Raw genomic sequence first — 22492 nt, 5'->3', positions numbered from 1 at the left:
GCCATCGAAGCGCTCGCTGCCGCATAGGCAGCTTAGAAAACTAACGATCACGGCAAAGCGGAGCAGAAGGCGCTCGCTGCCGCATAGGCAGCTTAGAAAACAAAGAAAGGGATGGACGAAAGCCAAATCACGCTCGCTGCCGCATAGGCAGCTTAGAAAATTCAGCGGCGGGCCATGCAATGACGACTTGCGCTCGCTGCCGCATAGGCAGCTTAGAAATAACGCCAGTCGGCAAGCAGCAGGGCCTATCTGCTCGCTGCCGCATAGGCAGCTTAGAAAGATGTGCGCAACCACTTAAACCGAATCAGCGCAGCTCGCTGCCGCATAGGCAGCTTAGAAATAATTCGTGTGTGGTGCAGGTCAATTACCACGGCTCGCTGCCGCATAGGCAGCTTAGAAATCGCTGTCTTCAGATTCCGTCTGCGGTTGATCGCTCGCTGCCGCATAGGCAGCTTAGAAATGCCGCTGTCTTCCACTTCACAACGGCGCTGTGCTCGCTGCCGCATAGGCAGCTTAGAAATAGCAGAAGAGCGGCGAACGGCTCAGGAGCAAGCTCGCTGCCGCATAGGCAGCTTAGAAAAATCCCAAAGGAACCACGCAACCATCGCCGTGGCTCGCTGCCGCATAGGCAGCTTAGAAATAACGGATTGATGGGGTCTTTATTTCCCGCTGGCTCGCTGCCGCATAGGCAGCTTAGAAATAATCCAATCACGCCGATGCTTGCCGCCCTAATGCTCGCTGCCGCATAGGCAGCTTAGAAAGCTGAAGTTGGTTCCGTACCCGTCCGCCGTGAGCTCGCTGCCGCATAGGCAGCTTAGAAACCGCCAGCAAGGCCAACGCCGGGGCAGCCTGTGCTCGCTGCCGCATAGGCAGCTTAGAAATGGCAGAAGAGCGGCGAACGGCTCAGGAGCAAGCTCGCTGCCGCATAGGCAGCTTAGAAAATAGTGATATGCAGGCGCTCATGCTTGGCAAGGCTCGCTGCCGCATAGGCAGCTTAGAAAAACAACAACTAGCAGTACGCCACGCAGCGATAGCTCGCTGCCGCATAGGCAGCTTAGAAAGACAAGAACCGGCACGGCGAATGGGAGGGAAGGCTCGCTGCCGCATAGGCAGCTTAGAAATATCCGACTCGGGCAGCGACATCGCTTTGGCAGCTCGCTGCCGCATAGGCAGCTTAGAAAGTGATCAATCCGCCGCGGCGAAGTCCGCCGTTGCTCGCTGCCGCATAGGCAGCTTAGAAATGTTCCTCCAGCCTGGCATAGACCTCAAACGGGCTCGCTGCCGCATAGGCAGCTTAGAAATCAATGATCGTCATCGGCGCCACACCTTGCTAGCTCGCTGCCGCATAGGCAGCTTAGAAAATGTGGATACTAACCATCGTCCTACTTCTAGCGCTCGCTGCCGCATAGGCAGCTTAGAAAATACCCCTTCGTTTGAGCATCGGCCACAGCTTGCTCGCTGCCGCATAGGCAGCTTAGAAATTTTGCATTTCGGGCTGAATATCAAGGGCTTGGCTCGCTGCCGCATAGGCAGCTTAGAAATGACGCTTGATACTATTCGGCATGTCTCTTCCGCTCGCTGCCGCATAGGCAGCTTAGAAAAGTTCAGGTATGCGAGAAAAGGCTCGCCGTGTCGCTCGCTGCCGCATAGGCAGCTTAGAAAATTCCTGTCTTGCGAAATCGACTTCGAGCTGAGCTCGCTGCCGCATAGGCAGCTTAGAAATGGAATGAAATCGACCGGCTTGCCCTCTGCTCGCTCGCTGCCGCATAGGCAGCTTAGAAAAGTAAACAATGCTCTGCTGAGCGTCTTTGGGCCGAGGGGCTGGTGGCGATAAAGACGGCGGCGGCCGATACATCATTGGGGCAATCGCAATACACGATGATTTCGCTTTCAGCGATTTGGCTTAGCGCCGTTTCCTACATCGACAAGGAAATCGCGTCGGGGATGCCTCCTTGAATCTGAGTCACGGGAGAGTGCACGTCCATGAAGCGCTGGCGCTGCCACCAATTCCTGGGGATGCGCAGCTTGACAATTGTTTGCGTTTGCCCTGTAGCGATTCGTCATTTTAATCGATAGACTCCAACGTACTGAAACCATAACAGGATAATGTCATGTCTTTAGTAAAGCGGTGCGCCGCCGAGTCGCTGGGTACTTTTTGGTTGGTATTCGGGGGTTGCGGAAGTGCAATATTTGCCGCGGCTTACCCAGAGTTGGGCATTGGTTTTGCAGGCGTGGCGCTGGCCTTTGGCCTGACTTTGCTGACCATGTGCTACGCCATTGGGCATATTTCTGGTTGCCACATCAATCCGGCGGTTACGCTTGGTCTGGTTGCCGGCGGGCGTTTTCCCGCCCGCGAGCTATTTCCGTATGTTGTGGCGCAAGTGGTGGGTGGCATATTGGCCGGCGCTGTGCTTTATTTAATCGCAACCGGCAAAACGGGGTTTGATCCGGTGAGCGGGTTTGCCTCGAACGGCTATGGGGAACACTCACCTGACCAATATAGCCTTGCCGCGGCGTTGATAGCGGAAATTGTCCTTACCGCGTTCTTTTTATTCATCATAATGGGCGCCACTCACAAAAATGGTCATGCGGGACTGGCCGGGGTTGCCATCGGCCTATCGCTTACCCTGATCCACCTTATAAGCATCCCAATTACGAACACTTCGGTTAATCCTGCGCGATCTACGGGCGTGGCCTTGTTCCAGGGAACTTGGGCGATTGACCAGCTTTGGTTATTTTGGTTGGCCCCATTGGTTGGTGGAGCATTGGGGGCGATTGTTTATCGGGGCCTCTATCCAAACAAAGGCCGATGAATATCCAAATATATTCGCCCAAGAGTAGGCCGTTCTGAAAAGCGTGCTTACGTGCCTGAGGCGAGCTGAAGCTTGCTCCATCCCAGGGCCTTGTCGTCGGACGATTGCGCGGGTGTGATGTCGCGCTCGGGCTGATTGCCATGCTCGGCCTTGTCGGCAATTCGAAACACCGACACGATGCTCTTGAGCTCGGCCGCCTGGTCTTGCAAGGATTGCGATGCAGCCGCCGCCTCTTGGACGAGGGCGGCGTTTTGCTGTGTGACTTGGTCCATCTGGATGACGGCTTGGTTCACCTGCTCGATGCCGCTTGACTGTTCAAGACTGGCGGTGCTGATCTGGCTGATGATATCCGTAACCCGCTGGATGCCGTCGACGATGTCTTTCATGGATTGGCCGGCAGCCGCAGCTTGTTTGCCGCCTTCGTTGATGGTGCTTGCCGAACTTTCGATCAGTTGCTTGATTTCTTTGGCGGCCGCCGCCGAACGTTGGGCCAGCGCGCGCACTTCGGATGCCACCACAGCAAAACCGCGGCCCTGTTCGCCTGCTCGAGCAGCCTCTACCGCGGCGTTGAGCGCCAGGATATTGGTTTGGAACGCAATTCCATCAATGACGCCGATGATGTCGACGATCTTGTCAGAAGATTGATGAATGGCCTGCATTGACCCCACCACGTGATCGACAACGTTGCCGCCTTCGACCGCAATGGAATTGGCATCAAGCGCCAACGAGTGCACACGCTGCGCGTTATCGGCGTTCTGTTTGACGGTGGATGTGAGTTGCTCCATGGAAGATGCGGTTTCGGTCAGGGAACTGGCCTGTTCTTCAGTACGAGCGGACAGGTCTTCGTTTCCGGCGGCAATCTGCCTGGAGGCTACGGCGATGGATTCGGCGCCGGCCCGCACTCGGCCGACGATGCCGACCAAGCTGCCGTTCATGTTTTTAAGGGCCGAGAGCAACTCGCCCGTTTCGTCCTTGCTGTGCGATTCGATCTTGCTGGACAGGTCGCCTGCCGCCACCGTGCGGGCCAGGGCGACGGCCTGGCGCAATGGTCGCGTGATAGAGCGGGTGATGAGGTAGGCCAGCAAGGCGCCCAGGATAAGCGCCACCAGGCTCAAGGCCGCCACAACAATCTCTGAACGCTGGATGAAGCTCTGCATGTTGTCGCCGGACATTTGGGTGGCACGGGTCTGCAAATACTCGATCTCTTCGATATTGCGCAGCATCATGCCAAGCGCCGGAAGCGTGGCGTCGCGCAATACTCGCCTTGCCTGACTTTCTCGGTATGCGGAAATATGGTCCTGGATATCGTCGAAAGACTGAAAGTAGCCTGTCTTGCTTCGGTTGAATTGAGTGATGAGGGCCTTGCCTTCATTGGCCGTTGTGATCATGCCATCGAGCATCTCAATGGAGTCATTGATGATGTTCTTGCTGGCTTGGATTTGAGCCAACAGGTTTGGACGCTCGTCGCCGTCGGCAAAGAAAAGCGCCATATTATCTGCAGCACTTGCGCGCAAAGCGGTGTTGATCTTATTGGTCGTCTGCACCTTTACCCAGTTGTCGTGGATGATGTCGTTGCTTATTCGGCCCAGATGATGCAGGCTGAAGATGGCCATGGCCGCGATGGCTATCATCAGTACGAGGATCAGTGAAAAGGCGGCACCTAGCCGGACGCCAATACGCAAATTGCTGATTTTCATTCTGTTGTATCTGCTTCAGTGCAATAGGCCAGGAAAGTGGCTTCTACTTATTGGGTGACGGCGTTTATCGCTTATTGTTTATGGTCGCCCAGGCCGCGCAGGCGATCGATGAGCCTTCTGTCGCGCTTGGTGGGGCGACCGCGCTCCATGTGGTGGGCCGGCTCTGGCGCGAGTCTATGCATCTCGGCCGCCTTTTCACGGGCAGCAATGCTGTCGGGCGTTTCGGCGTAAAGTTGCTGCGCAACGGGCGCCGGGCCGCGTATATGGCTGAGCGCCTGTACGATCACGGTTATTGTCGAATCGCCGCGTTTTACCCAGATGCTGTCGCCCGGCTTGATGTCGCGCGCCGGTTTGACCATTTGCTGGTTTACCTGCACACGGCCCTTGGTGATTTCTTGGGAAGCCAGGTTGCGGGTCTTGAAAAAGCGCGCAGCCCAGAGCCATTTGTCCAGGCGCATGGATTCGGACATGATGCGTAAGGTTTCCTGTTTCTTGGTGGGTTGAGGCATGCGGACATCGCCACAGCCAATTTACCCGATGCCTTGCAGGGCGATGCATGAGGGTTTCCACCGATGCAAGGGTGGCCGGCTACCTAGGGATAACCCCGCAATGTCTGAAATCGGCAAGTGGTAGACGGGTTTTGGTATTTCTTTTCCGGCATTCCATTGCTTTAATGCTTTCGTGGCAGTCTTCATCATCCACTACACAAGGAGGAGAAGTTATGCGCAACGAGAGGAGAAAATTCCTGGGTCAAGGCCTGGGTGGGATGGCCGGGCTCGCCATGGGCGGCCTCGCATTCCCCAGTATCAGCCTGGCGGCCGATGCCATCAAGGTGGGCGTATTGCTCGACCTGTCCGGACCTTTGCAGTTGTTCGGCACGGTCAAAGCGCAGTGTCTGCGGCTTGCGGCCGAAGAAATCAACGCTAACGGCGGTTTGCTGGGGCGCCAGATCGAACTGGTTACCTACGACACGCAATCCAACAACCAGTTGTACGGCCAGTACGCACAGCAGCTTGCCTTGCGCGACAGGGTGGCAGTGGTGCATGGCGCCGTTACCAGCGCCGCGCGCGAAGTGGCGCGACCGATACTGGCCCGCGCCAAGACGCTCTATATGATGAACATGATCAACGAAGGCACCGCAGGCGCCTGCGATCGCAATATGTTCATCACCGGGCCTACGCCGCGCCAATTGCTTGACAATCTTATCCCCTACATGATGGAGAAGCACGGCAAGAAGATGTACATTCTGGCCGCCGACTACATCTTTGGACAGTTGTCGGGCCAGGACGCCGAGCGCATTTGTAAAGAGCACGGGGGCGAAGTCGTCGGTTTCGACTTGTTCCCGCTCGACGTTGATAAGTTCGGCCCCACCATCAGCAAGATCCAGTCGGCCAAGCCCGATTTCGTGTTCAACGTTTTCGTCGGGCCTGCGCACGGGGCGTTCTATGGCCAATGGGCGTCGGCCGGCATGAACAAGTCCATTCCAATGGCATCTCACACCATCGGCGATGCGGGTGAACAGATGCGCATGCCGCCCGAGGTTAGTGAAGGCATTGTCACCGTCAAGAATTACTACGACGAACTTGACACGCCCGCCAGCCGCGAGTTTGTCGAACGCTTCAAGAAGCGCTTTCCCGACTACAGCTATGTTGGCTCTTTGGGCATGGCCGATTATCAGGGCATGTATCTGTGGGCCGAGGCCGTGCGCAAGGCCGACTCGATCGACCGCGAGAAAGTCATCCAGGCTTTCGAAGCGGGCATCTCTATCGAGGGTCCCAGCGGCAAGGTGGCATCGCATCCGCAAACCCATTATTGCACCATGGACATGTACCTGGCCGAAGTGCGCAGCAGCCGCTTCGAGGTGCTTGAAAGCTGGCAGCAGGTGAAGCCGGTCAGCGAGGGCGACAATAGCTGCGACGTGTTGAGCATGGCGCTATAAGCGCCAGGACGGGTGCCTGGGCCCCGCCAATCGGGCTGGCAACGGCAAGGGTGTTGTTGTCAGGTGTTTTGGCGGGGCGGCAGTAGGGCGGTCGGATGGTCGGGCGGAATATGATCTGGCGGAAAGGCGATCCGGGGAAGGCGGCCCGATACAGCGACGGCCTTCGGCATCGTCAAGCTTGCCGTCTGTCGAGTTGCCGCTTGGCCGCCTGTCGGCAAAGACATATCGACATTAAGGCCACGATACTAGTTGCAAAGGAAACATCATGGATTTAGCGATGCTTACCGGCGTACAGGTGGTGTACGCTATTGCCAGCCTGTTCCTTATCAGCGTGGGGCTGGCCATTGTGTTCGGCATGATGGGCGTCATCAATTTCGCCCATGGCGAGTTCCTCATGCTCGGAGGCTTTGCCTTTATCCTGGCGGTACGCGCCGGCGTGAATTTCTGGGTGGCGATGTTCGTGGTGGCGCCCCTGTGCGTGGCCCTTATCGGCGTGGTCATCGAACGCCTGATCATCCGCCATCTATATGGGCGCATCGTCGAAACCATACTTGCCACCTGGGGGCTTAGCCTGTTGCTCATCGGCCTGGCATCGGCGATATTCGGCTATTACCAAATGGGTGTCAGGCCGCCGTTTGGCGTCGTTCACATTGGCGCTTATCAAACAGGCACGTATACCTTCTTCGTTATCGGTGTGGCGGTGGCGGTGGGGCTGGCGCTGTATTTCCTTCTGCGCCATACCCCGTTCGGGCTGATTGCGCGCGGCACCATGCAAAGCGCACCCATGGCCTCGGCTCTGGGCGTCAATGTCAAACGGGTGTATTCCATCACATTTGGCATAGGCGCTGCCGTGTCGGGCTTGGCGGGGGCGGTGTTCGCGCCGTTGACCGGCGTTTTGCCCATCAGCGGTCTCACCTACATCGCAAAGGCCTTCATCACCGTCATATTGGGTGGCGCCCTGCCGCTGACCGGCTCGGCGTTATCTTCCGCCTTGTTGGGAACGGTCAGCCAGATCACCACTTTTCTTAGCACGTCGGTGTTTGGCGAAGTGATGTTGCTGGTAACGGCCATCGTGCTGCTGCGTGTGCTGCCATCAGGCATTACCGGCAGGTTCTTCAAGCGGGGAATCTAATGCAAGAACTGGCTCGCCCTGCGTTCTGGCTGTCGGCCGTCGCGGCCGTGGTGCTTATAGCAGGCATCCCCCTCGTATCCGAGGTCTATACCCTTTACAACCTTACGGTGTTTGCAGTGCTGGCCATGCTGGCGCTAAGCCTTGGGCTGGTATGGGGCATAGGCGGTATCCTGGCCTTGGGCCAATCGGCCTTCTTCGGTATTGGGGCTTATGTCTATGCGCTGATATCCGTCAACCTGGGCGATAGCACACTGGCTGTTCCCGCTGCCATGGCCGCGCCCCTGGTGGTGGCCGTTCTCGTGGGCTACTTCACATTTTTCGGGCGCATCAGCGACGTCTACTTCGCCGTCATATCATTGACCATACCGCTTATCCTGCTCAGCCTGATCAATAGCGCTTCGGGCCCGGCGTATCAGTTCGGCAAAGCCCACCTGGGGGGCTACAACGGCATACCAGGGGTGCCGCCGCTGAACGTCCCCTTCGATCCGTCGGCGGCGCTGTCCTTCGAGGGCATGTATTACGTGTCTGCGTTACTGCTGCTCGCCGTGTACCTGATCTTGCGCGTGATCGTGGCAAGCCGGTTTGGCCGCGTGGTTGAAGCTGTGCGCGAAAATGAACTGCGGGCCGAGCTTCTGGGTTATGACGCGCGATACTACAAACTGGGCGTGTTCTGCATAGGCGCCGCCATTGCGGGGCTGGCCGGCGCCCTATATGCCGCTTGGGGGGCGTCTGTCGGGCCCACGGTGTTCTCGCTTTCCTTTACCGCCCAGGCCGTTGTGTGGGTGTTGTTTGGCGGGCTGGGAACCTTGCTTGGCCCCATCGTGGGGTGCTTCCTGGTGCAAGGCTTGTCCACCTGGCTGGGCAGCGTGTCTCGGATCAGCCCCGAGATCGCCCTGGGCCTCTTGTTCATAATCGCCGTGCTGCTGGTTCCAAATGGAATCGTTCCGTCCATCAGGGACCGCATTCGTGCCAGGTGGTCCGGCGCCGGAGGCCGGTCATGAGCATCATTTTGCAGACCAGCGAATTGTGGCGCACGTTCGGCGGTGTCGCAGCGGTGGCCGGTGTCGATTTCGAGCTTCGCGAGGGCGAGCTGCGCTGTTTGATTGGCGCCAACGGCGCCGGGAAAAGCACCTTCTTCAAGATGCTTACCGGGCAACTCAAACCCACCTCGGGCCGTATCAGCCTGTACGGAAAAGACATCACCAACCTTCCTTCGTTCGCCATAGCCCGTATGGGCGTGGGCATCAAAACCCAGGTTCCCAATCTGTTCAACGGCCTTAGCGTGCGCGAGAATCTGCTGGTGGCTGCCCGCTTTCGAAAGTCAGCGCAGCAGGCTGCCGAAGCGGCCGATGCCATGCTCGAGCATATTCAGATGACGGCCCAGGCCGGCCTAACCACCGGAAGCTTGGCTCACGGGCATCGGCAGTGGGTAGAGCTGGGCATGATCCTGATCAATGATCCAAAGCTGGTGCTGCTGGATGAGCCCGCCGCGGGCATGACAGCCGGCGAGGTAGAGCGCACCATCTCGTTGCTTGAAAGCATGCGCGGCGAACGCAGCTTCATCATCGTGGAACACGATATGCACTTCATTCGCCGCATCGCCGAAAGAGTCACGGTATTCCATCGGGGCCGGGTACTGGTTGAGGACACCATGGACGAAGTCGTGCGCAACATCGAGGTGCGCGATGCCTACCTGGGACAGCATGGCAGGGAGGCAAGATGAATAATCCAGACGCGATGTTGCTGGTACAAGGTCTTTGCGCCGGTTACGGAGCCATACCTGTGTTGCGCGATGTCAGCTTCCACGTTGCGGCCGGCGAGATAGTGGGGGTGCTCGGACACAACGGGATGGGCAAGACCACGCTCATGAAGACGCTGGTGGGGCATATTCCCAGCACGGCGGGCGGCGTGTTCATGAACGGTGAAGATATCACCCGGATGCCTACCCATAAACGAGCCCGTCTGGGTGTCGGCTATGTGTCGCAGGGCAGGGACATCTTTCCGTCTCTGACGGTGCGTGAAAACCTGGCTATCGGCGCCGCGGCGGTCGGACGCGATCGCGTCTTGGCAATTGATCGGGCGGCGGCCGAATTCCCCATTCTGGGCGCCTTGCTTGACCGGAAGGGGGGAGCTTTAAGCGGAGGCGAACAGCAGATATTGGCCTTGGCCCGCGCGCTTTGCGGTGAGCCCCGCCTGTTGTTGCTGGACGAACCCACCGAAGGCATACAGCCCTCCATCGTCGACGAGATAGAAGACTATCTCGTACGCCGCGCCCGGGAAACCTCGCTGGCCGTGGTGGTCGTCGAGCAGGACGTGGGCTTTATTGCCGCCATGGCTCAAAGGGTGCTCTGGCTGCAAAAGGGCGCCATCGTCAAAGAGATCGATCCCGGCCTGCTTTCCGATCCCGATACCATCGGCGAATTTGCAGGGCTTGAGGGAAAGCTCGATTGAGATTAGCCTTTTGGGCATAAACGTCCATCGGCGCCCGGCCCAAAGCTTTTCCGTTCGCCGTGGATACTACAACAGGAGACGTAATGAAGGACGATCTTTGGCGCCTGACCGCCACACGCATGCGCGAACTGGTTGCTCGTCGCGAGGTGAGTCGAGAAGAGCTGGTGCGCGCGCATCTGGCACGTATTGATCAGGTCAACTCCAAGCTGAACGCGCTGGTCGAACTGCGAGCCGAAGACGCATTGGCCGAAGCGCGCCAGGCCGACGCCAACCATGCCAACCGGGCCGACCTTCCGTTGGATGGCATCCCCGTCAGCATCAAAGAACATTACGATGTTCAAGGCATGAAGCACACCGAGGGCCTGCCCGCCTGGGCCGACAGGCGTTCAGAGACGGACGAGGTGGCGATTGCCCGCCTGCGTCAGGCCGGGGCCATCGTGGTGGGCAAGGGCAACCAGCCCGACTTGCAAATACGCTGGAACACGATAAGCCATCTGTATGGCGCCACGTTGAATCCGCGCGATACCCGCCTTAGCCCGGGGGGCTCCTCCGGCGCCGACGCCGCCGCCGTGGCATCGGGCATGGCGCCATTGGGTATGGGGCTGGATTACGGAGGCTCCATCAGGGTTCCCGCGACGTTCTGCGGCATTTACGGGTTACGGCCCTCGGCGGGACGCACTCCGTCGTCACCCACCTTGCCGCCCTTCGATGGTCCGCCGACCGTTGATTTGATGTCGTGCAAAGGCCCCATGGCCCGCAGCGTTGAAGACCTGTGGCTGGCTTACACGGTTCTTGCAGGCCAGCATTGGTCCGACCCGGCCACCGTGCCTGTTCCGGTGTCGCGCTCAAGCGCAAACGGCAAGCGGCCGCGCATCGCACGGATGCTGGATCAGACGGGTGCGCTGGTGTCGCCGACGGTGGCCGCGCGGCTGGACGAGACCGCCCGGATATTGTCCGAAGCCGGGTACGAAGTGGTCGACGCCGCCATTCCACATGCGCGTCGGGCCCCCGAGCTATGGGCCGAAATCATCGGCACCGAACTCATGCAAACCGGCATGCCGGAATTCGGCCACCTGCTGGGCGAAAGCAACCGTCAACACATTGAAGCGATGTTCGGCATCTACAACTTGGGTTCCGAGGTTCGCCGCTATATTCAAGGCTTGACCGAGCGGCGCATGATCCAGCGCGAGGTGGCCCAGTGGATGGAAGACCATCCTCTTGTTTTGTGCCCGGTGGCCGGCATGGAGACTCCGCCTCTCGATTTCGACCACATGCTTGACCGCGAGCAGACCCAACGCCTGTTCGACCAGATGCGCAACGTGCCATGGGTGAATTTGCTGGGCTTGCCCGGCGTGGCGCTGCCCAATGGCATGCAGATCGTGGGCCGCAGGTTCCACGAAGCGCAGGCTCTTGAGGCGGCCGCGGCGGTGCAACAGGTGCTCGGAACGGCGTCGCTTGCCGAACCATGAGCCATATGTGTCCGCCCGGCCGGGGCCGCCGCCGCTCGGGCGGCAGGCCATGCGGCGCCGATTGAAGACATGGAGGGGCCGCCGTTCATACACTACGATGGCCGCCTGCCGGGCGGCGAGTTCCGCTTCGTGCATGTCGAGAAAATTTCGACACGCATCCGCAAATACAACTGGGAGCTTTTCCCGCACCGGCATCGCGATCTGTTTCAAGCGGCGCTGATTGAAACGGGCGGAGGGCATGTCGGTTTCGACCTGGGCGAAGAAGCATTCACAGCGCCTGTCCTGGTGCTTATTCCTTCGCTTGTGGTGCATAGCTTTCGCTATGCGCCGAGGTCTTCCGGCCACATGCTGACGATATCCGACGGCTATCTGCGGGAACTGGTCCAGTTCGCCGGCGAACCCTGGCTTGAGTCGGCATTGGCCAAGCCCAGGGTCATTGCGCTTGAGGCGGGCTCCTTCATGCTCGATGATATCGCTGCCGCCATGAAAGCAGTCGTCGAGCGCCTGCAGGCCGCTCCCCAGGCACGCGGGGCAATGCTGTCGGCGAACGTCTTGCGTATATTGGGTCATCTTGCTCAACACCCGCGCGAACCCGTTGCACAAGGCGCTGATATCCAGCGGCGGCGCCGGCTATACGACGAATTTCGTAACTTGTTGGAGCAACATTTTCGTCAGCAGCTTTCTGTGGCGGGCTATGCCGCCATGTTGTCGGTAACCGAACGCACCTTACACAGGGCCTGTCGCGACGTTGCGGGCGAACCGCCCCTGAAGATCGCCCACCGCCGCCTGGTCCTCGAGGGCCAGCGCCTCTTGTTGTATTCCGCCAAATCAGTAGGCGAGATCTCTTATCACCTGGGTTTCAAGGACCCGTCCAATTTCAGCCGTTTCTTCATGGAGCACGTGGGCGAATCGCCCCTGATGTTTCGCCGTGCCCGCTTGGGCTGACATGTTGGCCGGCCAGGGCCAGCACGCGGTCAAGACCCTGATGAAAACTGTTGAGCGCGTAGCCGGCTCAACGTCGGCGAACTGATCGCCGACGGCACGCCGGAACAGGTGGCCAGGCCCAGGATGCATCGCAAGGGCCGACAGCGCGCCTGGCTGACGCCGCCTCTTCAGGGCCTTTTGTTCCTTCTGCGCCGGAACGTTGCTAGAATTGACGCACAAGTTCACAGGCAAGGAAGAGACTTTCAATGAGCAAAGAGGCTGTCAACCCGGTTCTGACCGAGCTGTATACCCAGCCAGGCCACCTGATGCGGCGGGCCCAACAGATTTCCGCTTCAATATTCCATGACGAGCTTGGTTCGAAGCTAACTCCCATTCAGTATGCGATTCTTCGCATACTCGTCGAGCATCCCGGCATTGATCAGGTGTCTTTGGCGGGGCTTGTCGCCATTGATACGTCGACGGCGGCCAGCGTGGCGATCAGGCTGGAAGAAAAAAAGCTCCTTGTTCGCTATCTCGATCCAAACAATCGCCGCCAACGCGCCTTGTATGTCACCGAAGCGGGGCAAGCTCTATTGCAAAGCACGGTGCCGGGTATCGAACGCCTGCATCAGCGTATTTTTGAAGGCTTCACACCCGAGGAAGAAGCCCAATTCATGGCCTTGCTGACCAAGCTGGTGCAAATCAACAACTCTAAAAGCCGCGCCCCCTTGTCGCATCGGAAACCTGCGCCCGGCGCCGAAGCGGCCGCAGCTGAAGAAGCCGAGAACTAGGGTTAACCCTGGTTGTACTGCATCATGCACGCAGTAAAATTATAGATACAGATTCAGTGTACTGAATGTAAATTTTTATCGAGGCTATCATGTTCCCGAAAAATACCTGGTACGTAGCCTGTACCCCGAATGAAATCGAATCCCAACCGCTTGGCCGCACTATTTGCGGCGAGCGTATCGCGTTTTATCGCGGCCACGAAGGCAAGGTTTGCGCGGTCGAAGATTTCTGTCCGCATCGTGGTGCGGCGCTGTCCCTGGGTTATGTCGAAAAAGGCAACCTGGTGTGCGGCTATCACGGTCTGGTCATGGGTTGCGACGGCAAGGTCGTATCCATGCCCATGCAGCGCGTGGGGGGCTTTCCGTGCGTTAAAAGCTATCCCGTGATCGAGCGTTACGGTTTTATCTGGGTCTGGCCGGGCGATCCGGCCGCGGCCGATGAAGCTCTTTTGCCTCATCTTGCGTGGGCTGAAAGCCCCGATTGGGCGTATGGCGGAGGGCTCTACCATCTCAATTGCGACTACCGCCTCATGATCGACAACCTTATGGATCTCACCCACGAGGCTTACGTGCACACCACCAGTATCGGCCAAGACGAAATTGACGAAACCCCTGTCAATACCAAGGTTGAAGGCGATTCCGTTATCACCAGCCGCTATATGGAAAACATCGTTGCACCCCCGTTCTGGCGTGCGGCTTTGCGTTATAACGACTTAGACGAAGACGCCCCCGTCGATCGCTGGCAGATTTCCCGCTTTTCGCCTCCAAGCCACATATTGATTGACGTCGGCGTGGCGCTTGCGGGCAAGGGCGGCTTCGATGCCGACCCCGCCTACAAGGCATCGGCCATCGTTGTTGACTTCATCACGCCCGAAACCGAGTCCTCACATTGGTATTTCTGGGGCATGGCGCGCAACTTCAAGGCCGACGATCCAGAGCTCACAAAAGTCATTCGCGACGGACAGGGTAAAATATTCGCCGAGGATCTCGAAGTCCTGGAAGCGCAGCAACGAAATCTCCAGGCTTATCCCGACCGTAAGCTGCTCATGCTTAACATCGACACGGGGGGCGTTCAAGCACGCCGCATCCTCGATCGCCTTGTAAAGGCCGAGCAGCAGCAAGCCGCCGCCGAACCCGCCTGATCGTTCATCATCTATTGCGGGCCGGCATTCCGGCCCGCAGCAATGCGGGCAGAAACCGCTAGCGTAGAATATTTAAATGAGTCAACTCACCGTAAAAGTCGTCAACAAGGTGCAGGAAGCCGAGGAGATAGTCAGCCTGGAACTGGCTAGTACCGACGGAAAGCCGCTACCTTCTTTCAGTGCCGGCGCGCATATCGATGTCTATATCCGCGACGGCCTCATCCGCCAATACTCGCTGCTTAACGATTCGGGCGAACAGCACCGCTATATTATTGGCGTTCTGCGCGATCCCGAATCACGCGGCGGCTCAATCGCCATGCATGACGATATCAAGCAGGGCGACACGATCCAGATCAGTTCCCCCAAGAACCACTTCGAATTGGTCCAGGCCAAGCGTTCGCTGCTGTTTGCGGGCGGCATCGGAGTCACCCCTATCTTGTGCATGGCGCGGCGTCTATGTCATATCGGCGCCGATTTTGAAATGCATTACAACTCGCGTACGCCGGAACGCATGGCTTTTCGCGAGGCCATCAGCAATTCGTCGTTTGCCGACAAGGTGCATTTCCACTTCGACAATGGCGACGATGCCCAGAAGCTCGATCTGAAGCCCTTGTTGGCCAACCCGCAGCCTGACGCCCATATTTATGTATGCGGCCCCACTGGCTATATTGATTTCGTCATCAATACCGCCAAAGAGGCCGGATGGCCGTCCGAGCGCATCCATCTCGAGTATTTCGCGGCAGCCGAGGTTGACACCAGTGGCGACGCCTCGTTCGAAGTCAAGATCGCCAGCACAGGTGAAGTATTCACCATTCCGGCTGATAGGCCGATCACGCAAGTGCTTGACGACGCGGGGGTGTTTATTCCGGTTTCATGCGAAGAAGGTGTTTGCGGAACTTGCCTGACCCGTGTGCTCGAAGGTACGCCCGATCATCGCGATCTGTATCTTACTGATGCCGAGCACGAGGCGAATGACCAGTTCACGCCGTGTTGTTCACGTTCCAAGAGCCCATTGCTGGTGTTAGACATTTAAGTCTTGAAAAAGACGCAGGCTTCAATGTAATAGAACCCACCAAGAAGGCAAATAGCGATACAATACTCGCGGCCCTGAAAGGCCTGTCCTGAAATAAGTGTCTGCGGCTTCGTTAATCGACCCAGACACTTGCGACCGTCGCTCGCGACGCCCATAGACGCAATTTCAAACAGGCCGTTGGCCGCACATGGAATGTCGAACTCGAGAAAATCGCTCCGTTCAATATCCCAGGCGCTTTGCCGCGGGTTCAATCACTGGCAACATCAACGAAACACTGCAATTGAGTAGTTCTCTTTGCTCCGGGTAAATGGCTTTTTCGCCGCGTCCCGGAGCATATTCGTTATTTGTTACAGCATTACCGATTTTGTCTATTTTTGTAATCACTAATGGAGTGAATTCATTATGCCGCATACGTTTGCTGAAAGCGGATTGATGCACCGCTGGGGCACAGGGTGGCCGCCATGTTAGGAAATTTGTTTGGCGTACTATTCGATGGTGTAGCTTATGGCGCTTTGCTTTTTCTGATTAGCGTCGGCCTGTCGGTCACGATGGGCCTCATGAACTTCATCAACCTGGCTCACGGCGCCTTCGCAATGGTGGGCGGATTTGTGGCCGTCGAGCTCATGAGACGCCTGGGCGTGCCTTTCTTGCTTACCCTGCCGGCAGCATTCATCGCTGCGGCCATCGTGGGCTTCATCCTCGAGCGCACGCTGTATCGCCGTCTTTATCGTGCAGATCCCCTTGACCAGGTCTTGTTCTCCATCGGCCTTACCTTCATGGTTGTCGCTGCGGGTATCTACGTATGGGGCCCTTCGCAACAGCCGGTTCATTTGCCACACTGGTTGCGTGGACAAGTTTCCGTATTCGGCGTGGGCCTGGGCATCTATCGCCTCTTCCTGATCGCTGTGGTCGTGGTGGTTACGGCATCCTTGTTTCTGCTCATTGAGCGTACTCGCCTTGGCGCGCAGATTCGCGCCTCGGTCGACAACCAGGAAGCTTCGGCGGGTCTGGGCATCAACGTCAGCCGGGTGTTCAGCCTTACGTTCGCACTAGGTTCCGGCCTTGGCGGTCTGGGCGGAGCGCTGGGTATCGACGTGCTGGGGCTCGACCCCACGTTCCCGTTCAAATACATGGTGTACTTCCTCATCGTCGTGGCGGTGGGCGGAGCCGGCACTATCAGCGGCCCGCTGTTGGCGGCCATCGTACTGGGAGTCTTTGACGTTGCCGGCAAATACTATGTGCCGTCACTCGGAGCCTTCGTCATTTACGCGCTGATGGTCGTGCTGCTCATTCTCTTCCCCTCCGGACTCATCTCGAGGCGTTCATGACGAAATCGACTCTACTCTCATCGTTGTCCATTGCGGACAAACTCCCCGCGCCGCGCGTACCCAACGCGAAGTGGAGCAAGTACGAAATTATCTTCTGGCTATTGCCTTTCATCGCCTTCTTCTTGTTCAAAGGCTATTTGGTTCTGGCCAGCCAGATGATGATTCTTGGCTTGTTCGCTTTGTCGCTTGACCTTATTCTGGGTTACGCGGGTATTGTGTCGCTGGGCCATGCGGCTTTCTTTGGGCTGGGCGCCTATACCGCCGGGCTGCTTTCCGTGCACGGCTGGGGTGAACCCCTTAGCGGGTTGGTTGTTGCTGCCTTCGTGGCGGCGGTATTCGGCTTTCTCACCAGTTTCCTGGTGGTGCGCGGCCACGATCTTACCCGCTTGATGGTCACTCTGGGCATCTGCCTGATGCTCTACGAGATCGCAAACAAGGCTGCTTTCATCACCGGCGGCGTTGACGGCCTGTGGGGCATCCAGATGTGGAAGCTGCTGGGCATCTTCGAATTCGACCTGCAAGGCAAAACAGGCTTCTTTTATAGTTTTGCTGTGTTGTTCCTGGTCTTCGTACTGGTTCGACGTATCGCGCGTTCTACTTTTGGGCTTAGCCTGATCGGTATTCGCGAAGGCGGCAAGCGCATGCCCGCCATCGGAGCCGACATCAACCGGCGCCTGATCGCGGTCTATACCCTGGGCGCCGCCATCGCCGGCATCGCCGGCGCATTGCTGGCTCAAACCACTCAGTTCGTCGGACTTGATTCGCTGGGCTTCCTGCGCTCGGCCGACTTGCTCATCATCCTGGTCCTGGGAGGCACCGGCCGCTTGTACGGTGCTTTAATCGGCGCCCTGGTCTTCATGTTCGCGCAAGACCAGATCGCCAACATCAATCCCGTGTACTGGCAGTTCTGGATCGGCCTGTTCCTGGTTATTGTCGTCATGGTGGGCAGCGGGGGCATTCTGGGCGGAATTGACGCCTGGCGCGAACGGCGCCGCGCCCGTGCAGCAAATACAGGAGGTCGAGCATGAATACCACGCTACGTACCGAAGGTCTCTCCAAGCAGTGGGGTGCGTTCAAGGCGAACAGCGATATTTCGCTGACATTCGAACCGGGCGGCCGCCATGCCATCATCGGCCCCAACGGGGCCGGCAAGACCACCCTCATCAACCTGCTTACGGGCGCATTGGCGCCAACCTCGGGCAAGGTGTTTTTCGGTGACGAAGACATTACCGGGCGTATGCAGCACGAGCGCGTCAAAATGGGCATGACACGCACCTTTCAGATCAACACCCTGTTTTTGGGCCTGACGGTGCTCGAGTCTGTCGTGCTTGCCATCAGCGAACGCGAGGGCTTGTATCGCAATTGGTTCCGCACGGTTGCCGAACAGACGCAAGCCATCGACGAAGCCATAGCCTTGCTTGGCACGCTGCGTCTCGAGCAAGACATCAACACCGTCACACGCAATCTGCCTTATGGCAAGCAGCGTTTGGTTGAAATCGCGCTGGCACTGGCCACCAAGCCCAAGGTGCTATTGCTCGACGAGCCGGCCGCAGGCATTCCATCCACCGATAGCGCCGAGCTGTTCGAGGTAATTTCGAATCTGCCGCGCGACGTCACAGTGGTGTTCATCGAGCACGACATGGGGCTGGTGTTTCGTTTTGCCGAGCGCATTACCGTACTGGTGGGCGGCAAGGTTCTTACCGAGGGCACGCCAGCCGAAATTGCGGCCGACCAGCGTGTGAAAGAAGTTTACTTGGGCGAGGCAACGCATGACGAATAAAGGTAGCGAATTGCTCGCGTTCGAGAACGTGGTTGCGGGCTATGGCGAGGCTGTGGTCCTCGAAAATGTCTCTTTCTCCATCAAAGAGGGCGAAAGTGTGGCTTTGCTCGGTCGCAACGGCATGGGCAAAACCACACTATTGCTTACAGCGATGGGAATCACGCAACAGCACAAAGGCAAGATCTCATGGAGGGGCAACGATATCACCTCCATGACAACGTACAAGCGTGCGCAGTCCGGGCTGGGTTGGGTGCCACAAGAGCGCCACATGTATCCCTCGCTGTCGGTTGAAGAGCACCTCACCGTGGTCGGGCGTCCCGGCGAATGGACAGTTCCTAAAATTTGGGAATTGTTCCCGCGGCTGGAAGAGCGCCGTAACAACATGGGAAACCAGCTGTCGGGCGGAGAGCAGCAGATGCTGGCCATTGCGCGTGCGCTAATGGTTAACCCGCGCTTGTTGTTGCTTGACGAGCCGATGGAAGGCTTGGCCCCCATTATCGTGCAAGAGCTGCTTAGCGTCGTGGGGCGTCTGGTCAAGGAAAGCGGCATGTCGGTGATTATCGTCGAGCAGCATGCGCGCATGGCGCTCGAGCTTACCGAACGCGTGCTGGTTCTGGATCGGGGCCGCATCGTACACGATTCGGACAGCCAGGAGCTTCTTGACGATGACGCGAAGCTGCAACGCCTGGTGGCCGTGGCATAAGCCCGCGGCACAAGCCGGTAGATTAAACGTCTCGTGTAGTTCTTCGCGCAAGTCCCTGGCGTAAGCACCGACGTAGGCCTGTCTTCAGGCCTACGTTCTTCCAAAAGCCGCCCGTGCCGACAAGGCCGGGCGGCTTTTATTCTGATGTGTGCTCGAGGCTTGCTCAGCGGTTCGAAGAAGATACGAACCTTGTCTCGCCCCGGGGGACGAAAGACGGTTGGGGTAATGATTGACGCATCGAAGCGATCAGCACCGGTTCTGTTCCAGCCAGCTATCAGTTTCGTCGGCAGGGATTGGGCGCGAGATAAGGTAGCCTTGCGCAAAATCGCAGCCCAGTTGCAGTAATCGCATCAAGCTGCGCTGGTCTTCGACGCCTTCGGCGGTGACGCTGACCTTAAGGTTATGCGCCAGGCCGATAATCGAATCGACGATGGTTTGGCTTTCTTTATCGCTTTCCATTTCGCGGATAAAGGACTGATCGATCTTGATGTTGTCGACCGGCAGTTTGTGCAAATAGGAAAGCGACGAATGGCCTGTGCCGAAATCGTCTACGGCAATTTTTACTCCGATCGCGCGGATGCGATGCAGCACGCTTAGCGAGCGTGTCGCGTCCATCATGATTGCACTTTCCGTGATTTCAACTTCCAGGTAGTGCGCTGGCAGGTTATGAAGCGTAAGCAGCTTCTGTATTTGGGAGGGAAAGTCTTGATTAAGCAGATTGCGCGCAGAGATGTTGACGCTGATGGTGGCGTGGTGCTGCATATTGTGCCAGCGGCGGCATTGTGCCAGGGCGTTATCCAGCACCCATAGAGTAAGCGGATGGATGAGGTCGCTGAACTCTGCCACCGGCATGAAGTGTCCGGGGGGCAGCAGGCCTTTTTCAGGATGCTGCCAACGCACCAGCGCCTCGAAACCTACGGTTCGGCGACGTCGCAAACTGATTTGAGGCTGGAAGTGTAGCCGTAGCTCGTCTGTGTAGAGGGCATGGCGCAAGTCTGAAAGCAAAAGCAAGCGGTTGGGCGTACGTTCGTGGCGGGATGCGTCGAAAAACGCAAACCCGGTGCCCTCGCGCTCTGCGCGCTCCATAGCGCTGTTGGCATGACGGATCAAGACATCTGGCTCGGTGCCCGCGACGGGATACTCTGCGATGCCGATGCTGGCGCTGATTTGCATTTCGGTTCCGTCAAGGTTCAGCGGAAGCCGAACCTCATCCAGTATGGACTGGGCCATCTCGCGGACCGGCATTCCAAGCATGTCGCTTTTGAAGAGCAGGGCGAATTCGTCGCCGCTTGAGCGGCTGACGTCTCCGCGCGAGCCGACAAGAGTACGCAGTCGATCGGCCACGATGCGAAGCAGGTTGTCGCCCACGCCATGGCCGAAGGTGCTGTTGATTTCCTTGAAGCCGTGCAATGTGAGATTAAGGACGTACAGCCTGAGGTGGTAGCTTGCGGCAGCTTCATCGACGGCCGCCTGAATTCGGTTGATGAAGACCTCGCGTTTGTACAGGCCGGTTAAAACATCATGGCGGGATTGAAAGCGCAATGCTTCATGATGATGGCTGTGTTCGATGGCCATGGACGCGATTTCAGCCGCCATCTTGCTCAATTGAAGGTCTTCGATACCTGGGGAGCCGGGCTGACTGTTATGCACCGTAAGAGCCCCGGATACCTTGCCGTCGGCCTTCAGTATGGGATGGGACCAGCACGCCCGCAGGCCGTGGCTTATGGCCAGATTTTGTATGGACTCCCAGGAAGGGTCGTTGGCGGTGTCGGTGGTGATTGTTACGCTTGCGTGGCTCATTGCGACGGACCACGTTCCGGTTTCGCCGTCGTTACGCGTTTGTTTCATCGCCTCGGCGTAGCTTTCTGGCAATGATGGGGCAACGCAGCCGTGAATACGCTTGCCGTCGGCGGTTAGGGTCAGGATCGAGATCAGGCTATCTTCGATCTGCGCTTCGTTGATTTGGATCAGCGTTCCGAGGGTTTCATCCAGCGGACGGTTCTGCGCGATCATCTGCAGTACCTTGTTATGACCTTTTTGCCGCTGTAGGGATTTCTGCCATTGCGCTTCCTGCTTTCCAAGCGCTTCTGCCATGCTGTCAAACTGTGTGGCAATGTCCTTGAACTCTTGGCCGGACACCATGCCGGCCACGCGGGTGCCGTATTTTCCTTGACTGAGCCGCTTCGCCGCGGCTGTCAGGTAGCGTATGTTGCGCCCTACGATCGCCTGGATTCCCATCCAGCTCAATAGCAATGTCAAGGAAGCCAACAACAGAGCCAGAGCGCCGCTTATCCAAAGAGTTCGGTAGATATTGGCCAGCGCCCCGTCGGTGGGATGCTGGTAGACGACGGTAAGGGCGTCGGGATCTTGGTCGGTGCCGGTGCGCGTATGGCTGACAAGCCATTTGCTGCCGTCTGGGCGTTCGAGCAGGCCCGTGCCCTTCTGGCCTCGTCCCAGTAGCTCTAGAACGGGCGCGTCGCTCATTTGCCGGCCGACCTGGATATCGTTGCTGGGCGGCAGGCTGTTGAGCACGATGCCGTTTCGGTCCAATATCGTAATGGACGAGCCGTCAAAAAACTGGGTGTCCGGCTGTGAGCGAACCATCGAGGAAACATCCAGCGAGGCATACAGCACGGCCCATGGGGTTCCGTCGGCTTCGCGCATGGCCCTGGCGACGATAAGCGCCGGCTTGGCCGAAATTCGGCCTACATAATAATCGCTTACGACCATGCCGGGTTCGCTGAGCGCCCGTGGAAAGTAATTACGGTCGGACACGTTCAGATCATTGAGCGAATCGGACTGCAGCCCCGAACAAAGAACGGTACCCGAGGCGGACATCAGGCCGATGTTGTGGAAGTTCTGTTGGCCTTTGAGCAATGAGCTCATGTATTCGTGGCATAAGGGCCAGTTCTGCTGAAGTATCAACGGCATCTGCGAGATGGCGTCGAACATGCTGCGGGTGCTGGTGAAGAGCCAGCTCTCGTCGCGGGCGGCAATTTGCACGAAACGCTCGGCGTTTTGCGTGCTGTATTCGGTGAGATAATCGCGCTGTTGATATACGTAGAAGCACAGCCCCGCAAACGAGGGTATTATCGCCACGCATATTGCCAGGAACATGCGCACATAGATGCTCTTGAAACTGTTTTTGCGCCTGGCCATTGACCGGACTCTCCTAATGACCGAGTCCCCACCCGGCTCGCCCTAGAGACATTGTAATTATGTTTACGGTTTGTTTGCTGATGTATTAAGACTTAGTTTACGAGCTTTTTGCCCTGCCTCCTCCTTCAGAAGGT

18 protein-coding genes and 1 CRISPR repeat array are annotated in these 22492 nt (G+C 57.8%); of the genes, 15 read left to right on the top strand and 3 right to left on the bottom strand.

The features are described 5' to 3' along the window. Positions 1-11 precede the first annotated feature (11 nt). Positions 12-1782: direct repeats of the CRISPR family, unit length 28 nt; unit sequence GCTCGCTGCCGCATAGGCAGCTTAGAAA. Positions 1783-2111: 329 nt separating this feature from the next. Further along, on the top strand, positions 2112-2813 hold the full coding sequence (gene aqpZ / locus ACIY1O_RS14395; RefSeq protein WP_397475790.1) for an aquaporin Z: 702 nt from the start codon (positions 2112-2114) through the stop codon (positions 2811-2813). Positions 2814-2860: 47 nt separating this feature from the next. On the opposite strand, the gene ACIY1O_RS14390 is transcribed toward aqpZ, so the two are convergent. Together ACIY1O_RS14390 and ACIY1O_RS14385 are read right to left on the bottom strand one after the other, a co-directional pair. Then, positions 2861-4510 carry a methyl-accepting chemotaxis protein gene (locus tag ACIY1O_RS14390; RefSeq protein ID WP_397475789.1) on the bottom strand — a complete coding sequence of 550 codons (1650 nt, stop codon included), beginning with the start codon at positions 4508-4510 and terminating at the stop codon, positions 2861-2863. Positions 4511-4581: 71 nt separating this feature from the next. Beyond that, a complete protein-coding gene (locus ACIY1O_RS14385; RefSeq protein WP_397475788.1) occupies positions 4582-5019 on the bottom strand; it encodes an RNA-binding S4 domain-containing protein in 438 nt (145 codons plus the stop codon). A 212-nt stretch (positions 5020-5231) separates the two neighbouring features. On the opposite strand from ACIY1O_RS14385, the gene ACIY1O_RS14380 reads away from it, so the two are divergent. The 14 genes from ACIY1O_RS14380 to ACIY1O_RS14315 all read left to right on the top strand — a co-directional run bounded on the left by ACIY1O_RS14380 (position 5232) and on the right by ACIY1O_RS14315 (position 19199). After that, on the top strand, positions 5232-6449 hold the full coding sequence (locus ACIY1O_RS14380) for an ABC transporter substrate-binding protein (protein WP_397475787.1): 1218 nt from the start codon (positions 5232-5234) through the stop codon (positions 6447-6449). A gap of 265 nt (positions 6450-6714) precedes the next feature. Continuing rightward, entirely contained in the window at positions 6715-7581 is an 867-nt protein-coding gene (locus ACIY1O_RS14375) for a branched-chain amino acid ABC transporter permease (RefSeq protein ID WP_397475786.1), read from the top strand. Next, on the top strand, positions 7581-8582 hold the full coding sequence (locus ACIY1O_RS14370; RefSeq protein ID WP_397475785.1) for a branched-chain amino acid ABC transporter permease: 1002 nt from the start codon (positions 7581-7583) through the stop codon (positions 8580-8582). The genes ACIY1O_RS14375 and ACIY1O_RS14370 overlap by 1 nt, the downstream gene beginning before the upstream one ends. Then, entirely contained in the window at positions 8579-9304 is a 726-nt protein-coding gene (locus ACIY1O_RS14365; RefSeq protein WP_397475784.1) for an ATP-binding cassette domain-containing protein, read from the top strand. Before ACIY1O_RS14370 ends, ACIY1O_RS14365 begins: the two co-directional genes overlap by 4 nt. After that, on the top strand, positions 9301-10032 hold the full coding sequence (locus tag ACIY1O_RS14360) for an ABC transporter ATP-binding protein (RefSeq protein WP_397475783.1): 732 nt from the start codon (positions 9301-9303) through the stop codon (positions 10030-10032). The genes ACIY1O_RS14365 and ACIY1O_RS14360 overlap by 4 nt, the downstream gene beginning before the upstream one ends. Before the next feature lie 83 nt (positions 10033-10115). Beyond that, complete coding sequence (locus ACIY1O_RS14355) at positions 10116-11501, top strand: amidase (protein WP_397475782.1); 1386 nt, start codon at positions 10116-10118, stop codon at positions 11499-11501. A 69-nt stretch (positions 11502-11570) separates the two neighbouring features. Then, positions 11571-12446, top strand: a complete 876-nt coding sequence (locus ACIY1O_RS14350) for a helix-turn-helix domain-containing protein (protein ID WP_397475781.1) — start codon at positions 11571-11573, stop codon at positions 12444-12446. A gap of 245 nt (positions 12447-12691) precedes the next feature. Beyond that, positions 12692-13216, top strand: a complete 525-nt coding sequence (locus tag ACIY1O_RS14345) for a MarR family winged helix-turn-helix transcriptional regulator (protein ID WP_397475780.1) — start codon at positions 12692-12694, stop codon at positions 13214-13216. An 89-nt stretch (positions 13217-13305) separates the two neighbouring features. Beyond that, entirely contained in the window at positions 13306-14355 is a 1050-nt protein-coding gene (locus ACIY1O_RS14340; RefSeq protein ID WP_397475779.1) for an aromatic ring-hydroxylating dioxygenase subunit alpha, read from the top strand. 76 nt (positions 14356-14431) lie between these two features. Continuing rightward, positions 14432-15388, top strand: coding sequence for a PDR/VanB family oxidoreductase (locus tag ACIY1O_RS14335; protein WP_397475778.1), 957 nt, complete (start codon positions 14432-14434; stop codon positions 15386-15388). A gap of 461 nt (positions 15389-15849) precedes the next feature. Further along, on the top strand, positions 15850-16716 hold the full coding sequence (locus tag ACIY1O_RS14330) for a branched-chain amino acid ABC transporter permease (RefSeq protein WP_397475777.1): 867 nt from the start codon (positions 15850-15852) through the stop codon (positions 16714-16716). Beyond that, complete coding sequence (locus ACIY1O_RS14325) at positions 16713-17744, top strand: branched-chain amino acid ABC transporter permease (RefSeq protein WP_397475776.1); 1032 nt, start codon at positions 16713-16715, stop codon at positions 17742-17744. Before ACIY1O_RS14330 ends, ACIY1O_RS14325 begins: the two co-directional genes overlap by 4 nt. After that, entirely contained in the window at positions 17741-18496 is a 756-nt protein-coding gene (locus ACIY1O_RS14320; RefSeq protein ID WP_397475775.1) for an ABC transporter ATP-binding protein, read from the top strand. The genes ACIY1O_RS14325 and ACIY1O_RS14320 overlap by 4 nt, the downstream gene beginning before the upstream one ends. Beyond that, on the top strand, positions 18486-19199 hold the full coding sequence (locus ACIY1O_RS14315) for an ABC transporter ATP-binding protein (protein ID WP_397475774.1): 714 nt from the start codon (positions 18486-18488) through the stop codon (positions 19197-19199). The genes ACIY1O_RS14320 and ACIY1O_RS14315 overlap by 11 nt, the downstream gene beginning before the upstream one ends. A gap of 246 nt (positions 19200-19445) precedes the next feature. Here the strand turns inward: ACIY1O_RS14315 and ACIY1O_RS14310 are convergent, their stop codons facing one another. Continuing rightward, positions 19446-22358: an EAL domain-containing protein gene (locus ACIY1O_RS14310; protein WP_397475773.1), complete on the bottom strand. Its 2913-nt coding sequence runs from the start codon at positions 22356-22358 to the stop codon at positions 19446-19448. Positions 22359-22492 lie beyond the last annotated feature (134 nt).

This window comes from Pusillimonas sp., from assembly GCF_044464525.1.
Classification (GTDB): domain Bacteria; phylum Pseudomonadota; class Gammaproteobacteria; order Burkholderiales; family Burkholderiaceae_B; genus Pusillimonas.
The sequence above is the reverse complement of the archived record's forward strand: the minus strand, read 5'-3'. Positions and strand labels throughout refer to the sequence as shown.